The following is a 3,801-nucleotide window of genomic DNA, read 5'->3' on the forward strand; positions in this document are numbered from 1 at the left end:
CAAAAAAGTTACATCTACCCTGTTCAAACTTCTTGATAGCCTCTTCATTAGAAGCATTTACTACCACCCCAAGGTGAGGATTTTTCAAGATATGTTCTTTTATCTCCCAAATAGGGTATCGTTCTGCTGTTATGGGCAAAAACTCAACTGAACCCATTTTAAGCAAATCAACAGGGGCTAAAATCTCCTCTTCTACTTTTCCTCTTAAGGCAAAAGCGATAGGTAGTTTCATATCAACTCCTGCAAAGTGTGCTGTGGTTGAACCGTCTACAAATTCTACTAAAGCATGTATAATAGATTTCTTTTCGATATAAGCGTCTATATTAGTTGTATTAAATAACCACTTTGCTTCTAGTAGTTCAAAAAGTTTATTGGTCATAGTAGCCGAATCAATAGTGATTTTATTACCCATAGACCAATTGGGGTGATTGAGAGCTTCTGCAAATGTTGCTGTCTGCATATCTTTTAGCTTCCAATCTCTAAATGCTCCACCACTAGCTGTAACATATAGTTTAGAGATAGGTCTATCGCTCATTAGATACCATAGACCGAAGTGTTCGCTATCAATTGGTACTATTTTACTAATATCTATAAACTCACCTGCAACCACAAGGGACTCTTTATTGGCAAGAGCGACTTTTCTGCCAAGCTCTATCGCTTTAAGTGTCGGAGCCAATCCTGCATAACCAACTAATGCGTTAACAATGGTCGGGCTTGTCGTAAGTTCAAGAAGCTCTAATATCCCCTCATCTCCACAAAAAACATTAGAGTGATTCACTTTGGATTTGTCACTATGATTTGCAATGGCAACAAGTTTGGGATTAAACTCAGCGATTTGTTGGTTTAGTAGCTCTATATTCCGACCTGCAACAAGAGCTTCGATTTGGAGATTGTAGCGTTTTGCAATCAGTAGGGTATTGACTCCGATGGAGCCAGTAGAGCCTAGAAGTACAATAGAACTCATGGTTTAGAGTAAGGCTCTAAGTGCAATAAGCATCATAATCGCACCAAAGAGATAACCATCAAGTCTATCTAGCACACCACCATGTCCAGGGAGTAGTTTCCCACTATCTTTTACCCCTGCTTCTCGTTTGAGGTAGCTCTCGAAAAGGTCACCAAATACAGCTGCCGTGGCAGTTAGCACAGAGACAATAACTGCTATTGTAAGAGGAACTAAATCTGTTGCATAACCTACAACACTACCAAAAATAGATGCCATAGAGATACCACCAATAACTCCTTCGAGTGTCTTATTTGGAGAGCTTGGAGAGAATGGTGTTTTACCGATACTTTTCCCAACAAAGAAAGCACCCACATCGGTAAGAACAACAATAATCAAGAGCCAGAACATCCACTCTATGCCATAGTCACGATAGAGCATTAGCATAAACAGGAATCCACTTACAGGATAGAGAAAAGGGAGTAGAACTTTTCTTTTGAGATGCTCTTGGGTATAGGCTACTTTTGCTCCAACAAAGAGTGCCATAATGAAGAATAGGTCATCAGGATTGGGGTAAAAATAGGCTACAACCCATATAATGGTAGCATAGAGATAGTGAATTTTTCTTTTGATATTATATAGCTTGATAGCCTCATCAAACCCTATAAAGTAGAAAACTCCTAAAAATGCCCACATTAGCGTATAGTTATCAATTAGTCCAACCGTGACAACCGTAGCTAAAAGTATAAGCCCTGTTATCCATCTTGTTTTATTCTCTGTAATAAATTTCATCTCTTCTATCCTCTTTTTTCAATAAATAATTATAACAGAATTTAGATTATTTCCTTATTTCAACTCCCTCTTTTCGGACTCTTATGCTCTTATATTTGTCATACTCCACACTTGAACCATCTTGAATCTTTACAAATCGTCGTTTACAGTAATCTACGACATAATCACCTGCTTGGGTAAGTGAGAAGTCTACACAGAGTTTAGCTGCCTTTTCGATGACTGAATCAGGTAGGTTCTGTTTATCCGTTTTGATAATTAGATGAGAAGAGGGGATATCTTTTATGTGCATCCATAGGTCATTTGATTTTGCTATTTTGAGCAGTGCTTGATTCTCTTTACTATTTCTACCAATCAAGACTTTGTAATCATCTATCCAAAATAGTTCACCATCTTTTATCTTCTCTTTTTTTCGTTGTGCTTTTGCTCTTTTGGGAACCAATAACTCCAACTCATGGCTATCTTTTGCCTGTTCTATAGCGTAGAGCATATTTCTATAAAAAGATATTTTTGTTGTTAGGTTCTCTTTTTCTATATGTATGTTTTTGGTTCTGTTTTTAGTTCGTTTAGCTTGATTGAAAAAATGCTCACTTATACGATTTACAACTACTCCTTTGGGGAGTTTTATCGTTATCTCATTGCCTTCAAAATCATAGGTTTTTAGTTTGGTATCATAGGGTTTTATCTGATACAAGTTTGCTAAGATTATATTGGCAAGGTTTTGATATTTTTTTTCATCTCTAGCCAAAGTTTCAGGGTTGTCCAATTTATCTAGTAGTTTTTGTAGTTTTTCCTCTTTTTTAGATACCATTAGAAGTTTCTGTTTTTTTAGCCCATGAACTTTTTTTGCTTCAAAATCTACATATTTTTGTCGTAGATAGATGTTGATATCTTCAATCTCTTTAGCAATCTCTTCTCTATCAAAAGGGGGAATTTCTAGCAGTTCAACTCCTGGGCGAATTACCCGAAAAGAGCTATCTGCATCAATATGTCTCAATGCCTCTATTACGAACTCATTATCATCAATAAGTATGGCATTTGTATGTCTCCCTGTAAACTCAAACTGTAGCACAATTCGCTTATCTTTATAAGAACTTTTTGGAGCCAATGTAAAACGAATAACTCTATCTTTTTGAGGAACTTCTATGTTTATAATTTTGGATGCAGAGACTAAAGAGTGGAGTAGGGTATCAAAAGGGGCATTGTATCCTTGTAGAGGTCTTTTGGAGTCAGCTCTGTAGATAAAACTCTCTCCTCTTGTCATGTGAAAGAAGAAGCTATTGTCTCTATCAAAAGAGACCTCTATAGTGTTGTTTTCAACTCTTCTTACACGGTTGATATAGGTGAATTTTTTTAGATATTCTATTATGTTTTTTAATTCGTAGTGTTTCATAACAGAATTCTACCCAAATCTCCTATTATTAGGCTTCTTGCAAAACTAGGAACCGATGGCTTTAGCCTCGTCATATTCGGGACTGAAGTCTCCGATTCCAAATGAGTTTTGTAAGAAGTCTAGTCTAAAAAAATCCAAAGAATGAGCTATCGTCTATAACTGCTTCTCGTTTGCTCTCGTACACCTGCTCATAGGAGTCTTTTGCATCGTCCATAGCATCATCTATAGTCTCATCTAGCATACCAATAGTATCCCTCTTGATTTTTTCCCATATAATAACTTTTCTACCAGCAGTTTGTCTAATGGTCAATTTGATTTTATTATCACCTTTTATTAAAGCTATACCACCTTTTCTTATTACAAAAGAGTCACCATCTATAAATTTTTGATGAAATTTCTTACTCTTCTCATCATAGTGAAAGACACCAAATGTACCCTGTGCAGTTAGGGTTTGCATCTTATCGGCAAAGTAGTATCCGAAATCGTTATCATCAAGTTTCTCTATAACCATATAGGCATTAGTGATTTCACCTTGATTTACATTTCCGTTCATATATAGACCTCTATGAAGTTTATATCTCCCCTCTATATCATAACTATGAGAACTAAGATTGTTTTCAAAAGTGTTAAATTCAGTAAAGTCTGAAGAGTTAGGGAGTGTTGTCTCCACTGCTTTGAC

Annotated in this window: 4 protein-coding genes; all 4 read right to left on the reverse strand. The window is 36.3% G+C overall.

The features are described 5' to 3' along the window. Positions 1-955, reverse strand: a 955-nt coding sequence (gene dxr, locus GSY74_RS00180) for a 1-deoxy-D-xylulose-5-phosphate reductoisomerase (protein WP_164663089.1), incomplete at its 3' end; no start/stop codon positions are given. Positions 956-967: 12 nt separating this feature from the next. Further along, a complete protein-coding gene (locus tag GSY74_RS00185) occupies positions 968-1,732 on the reverse strand; it encodes a phosphatidate cytidylyltransferase (protein WP_164663086.1) in 765 nt (254 codons plus the stop codon). A 46-nt stretch (positions 1,733-1,778) separates the two neighbouring features. Then, positions 1,779-3,122: an NFACT RNA binding domain-containing protein gene (locus GSY74_RS00190; RefSeq protein ID WP_164663087.1), complete on the reverse strand. Its 1,344-nt coding sequence runs from the start codon at positions 3,120-3,122 to the stop codon at positions 1,779-1,781. A gap of 124 nt (positions 3,123-3,246) precedes the next feature. Then, positions 3,247-3,801: hypothetical protein (locus GSY74_RS00195; protein ID WP_164663088.1), on the reverse strand; the 555-nt coding region annotated here is incomplete at its 5' end.

Source organism: Sulfurovum sp. bin170 (assembly GCF_010892395.1).
Lineage (GTDB): Bacteria > Campylobacterota > Campylobacteria > Campylobacterales > Sulfurovaceae > UBA1140.

Coding starts and splice junctions, on each gene's coding strand:
- GSY74_RS00185 (WP_164663086.1), bottom strand. CDS start 1,732: ATGAAATTTATTACAGAGAATAAAACAAGATGGATAACAGGGCTTATA.
- GSY74_RS00190 (WP_164663087.1), bottom strand. CDS start 3,122: ATGAAACACTACGAATTAAAAAACATAATAGAATATCTAAAAAAATTC.